3 protein-coding genes and 1 pseudogene are annotated in these 2775 nt (G+C 60.2%); all 4 read right to left on the bottom strand.

Features of this window, described 5'->3' with window-relative positions:
• Nucleotides 1-718, bottom strand: a 718-nt coding sequence (locus EN991_RS30975; protein ID WP_281058826.1) for an RNA ligase family protein, incomplete at its 3' end; no start/stop codon positions are given.
• Nucleotides 719-1276: 558 nt separating this feature from the next.
• A complete protein-coding gene (locus tag EN991_RS41245) occupies nt 1277-1576 on the bottom strand; it encodes a hypothetical protein (RefSeq protein WP_245461123.1) in 300 nt (99 codons plus the stop codon).
• Between the two features lie 392 nt (nt 1577-1968).
• Nucleotides 1969-2130, bottom strand: a complete 162-nt coding sequence (locus EN991_RS40075) for an invasion associated locus B family protein (protein WP_164766096.1) — start codon at nt 2128-2130, stop codon at nt 1969-1971.
• A 164-nt stretch (nt 2131-2294) separates the two neighbouring features.
• A pseudogene (locus EN991_RS30990) lies at nt 2295-2775 on the bottom strand (chemotaxis protein CheB); the annotation flags it as partial.

Below are 2775 nucleotides of genomic sequence, written 5' to 3' on the forward strand. Positions count from 1 at the left end.
GGATAAGCGAGGCCATGCCATGTCCTGTGTCACTCGGGCGATAGCCGCCGACAACGAATTCCTGTCGCTTCGTGCACTTGATCTTGAGCCAACTCCTGGTGCGATCGCCTACGTAGGAGCTGTCGGCGCGTTTGGCGATGATACCTTCGTGGCCGCCCTCGCACATGGCGTCGAACACCCTTTTGCCCTGGTCGACGATGTGGCTGGAGAATTGCAGGCAGTCGTCTGGCAGGCGAGTGCCCAGCAGGGACTCCAGCCGCTCCTTGCGCGCGAGGAGCGGCTGGTTCGACAGATCTTGGCCATCCAATTCAAGCAGGTCGAAGGCGTAGAATTTGAGCGGCAGACCCGCGGCAATGCCGGTTTTCAGCATGGAGAAGTTCGTGCGGCCCTGGCTGTCGATGGCGACGATCTCACCGTCGATCAGCACCGCGCCCTTTGTCAGTCTCTGAAGCGGCGGCAGGATGACCTTGAACTGTCGGGTCCAGTCGTGGCCATTGCGGGTATAGACGACGACGTCCGAGCCGGAGATGGCGACTTGGGCACGATAGCCGTCGAACTTCATCTCGAAAAGCCAATCCCCGCCCACCGGTATTTGGTCTGTCAATGTGCAGAGCTGGAACGACCGAAACCCCGGCAGCGGATATGCAGGGATAGATTCTGAGTCTCTGCGCCGTGTGCGCCTTTTGCTGATGCTTAGGGTGCCATCTACAGGCGACATGCGGAACTCGGTTACATAGTCCGATTCAATACCCTGCCCCGCGGTTCGGTTCCATCCCCAAGCATCTACGCGCCGGCGACCGTCGGCGCTCTAAGGAAGAACGGCGTATAAGCCGCAGTCCTGCGCGCGTCCGCAACAGCGGCATTGTCGCGCGCTGGACGGAGGAAATTCGCCCCCGCCGCGGGCGGTGAACGGGACAGCCGTAGGAGCGTCAGCATAGCGCCGGCCGCAGGACGGGACGCGGGACCGACTGTCCCCGTCCGCGGCGGTCCGTATGGTTTGCGTTCAGGATATGGATGCGACCGGCATCGTTCGCGCGCATCGGCGACGCTAGGATTGGCCGGTACAGTGGCATTGCCTGATGAATCACTCAGGTTGTGCTCCCTTCGGCTCTCCTCAATTGCGTGGCAGCTTGTGAATTTCAAGACGGACAGGCCCGCCCCTGTCACAACTCGTGCAGAAAAGCGCTCGCTCGACAGAGCTGAACAGGGCGCCTTTTCCATAGCGCTGGATGAGCCCGGCAGGCTTTACCGTCGCGTGGTGCGAGCAGGATCTGCACTAAGCCCGCAACACATGCCATTCGCGAAGATCGCCGAGCGCCACATCGAAGCCGGCATGGACGCTGCCATCGATGATGGTCTGTGACGGGATCTTCACCTCGCCCGGCGTAAGGATTTTCTCCATCACATGCCGACTGTTGTAGTGGATCAGCAACATGCCCGGCCGGCGCCGGATGGCAGCTTGCCAGGCTGCCTGACTCACAGTTGGATCGGGAGAACGCGAAATGGTCTCTGACAAAGCCTGCTCCTCGCGATCCCAGACCTCGATCCGAAAATTGTCTTCCGCTGTCTTTGCCATAGCTTCGCCGGCCAGCGGCGCGAGTGACGCCGAGCCATGGTCCCTTGCTGCTCCAGATCAAGCTGAAATAAGGAACATATTCCTCTCTCGTCAAGAGCATACCGATAGCTTCTTTCCTGATGCTAGGCAATCGAGGTCTGCGGCCCGCGCCAATGGCGCGGGCGGCAAAAATCTCAGGCTGAGTAAAAATGGCCGGAACTGCATTGCGGCTCCGGCCATTGGCGAGCCTAAACCACGGGACCCCTCATCACCCAACCCGGGGCATTCGCTGTGTCCGTCTCGGATACCTGCGGTTTAGACCCTGCCAACCGGCGTAAGTTGTTGTGTCCGCGTCATGGCGGGAGGCGAGAACGCACCACTGCGTTGGCAGTCGGCCCCCCACGGCCGCGTTTTCAAGATCCAGCGAGGACGCCGAGCCTGTCCATCGCGGGTGCAAGACCTTTCAACGATACGGACAGCGCCACGTCCTTTTGATCGGCGCTTTTAACCTTGATCTTCAGCACCGAGCCCGCCCGCAATGCGGCTACTGTCCGTTCATCGAGGGTGAGCGGCATGATGCAGCCAGCCGCAGGCAGGTCGAGAACCGCAGTGGTTCCAGCGGTTGGCCGTCGTCGATCTGCAGCGCACGTTCTTAACGCTGGAAAGTTCCTGATGGAATAGCCGCTATTTCCTGGGATCCACATCAGACCCCGCCCCTGCCTCGATTGCCTCTACTTTGTTATGTCGTTCGACGATGGATGATCTCTTCAATAAGTTTCGCGTCAGCTTCGTATTCCGCGGCCCGCGCAGCCATTTGGCTGGCCAAGCTATGTCTTTCACGAGCGGCTTCGCGTTTTGCGGTTCGTTTCGCTAACTCGGCTCGCTGCTGGTGCGCTCTTAGAAGGCTCCAAAGAGCCTGTTCCGCATCGTCCGCTTGAGCCTGCATCAAAACGTCTGCTCCGAACGCATGTCCGGTGTGACAACGGTAGCGGGTGATCGGCCCGTCTTCGATCTCCCAAAGTGGTCCGTGACATTCTGGGCAGACAAATGTCGAGGGGGTGCCAAGCTGGCCTTCTGTCTGTTCCATTGTGCCGTGCTCCTGAGCAGCAATCGCAGCCTCGAGGCGGATGACAGGCGGGATTTCTGGTGTCGGCCCTGCCAGTTCGGAAGCAAGCCTGCGCAACAGGCCAGGCATTTCGGAGAGGGCGACGCAATGGTTG

Origin of the sequence: Mesorhizobium sp. M7A.F.Ca.US.005.03.2.1 (assembly GCF_003997795.1) — a bacterium.
Lineage (GTDB): Bacteria > Pseudomonadota > Alphaproteobacteria > Rhizobiales > Rhizobiaceae > Mesorhizobium > Mesorhizobium ciceri.

What these genes read in the sequence shown, in the direction of transcription:
- EN991_RS41245 (WP_245461123.1), bottom strand. Translation starts at nt 1,576, where the DNA reads ATGGCAAAGACAGCGGAAGACAATTTTCGGATCGAGGTCTGGGATCGC.
- EN991_RS40075 (WP_164766096.1), bottom strand. Translation starts at nt 2,130, where the DNA reads ATGCCGCTCACCCTCGATGAACGGACAGTAGCCGCATTGCGGGCGGGC.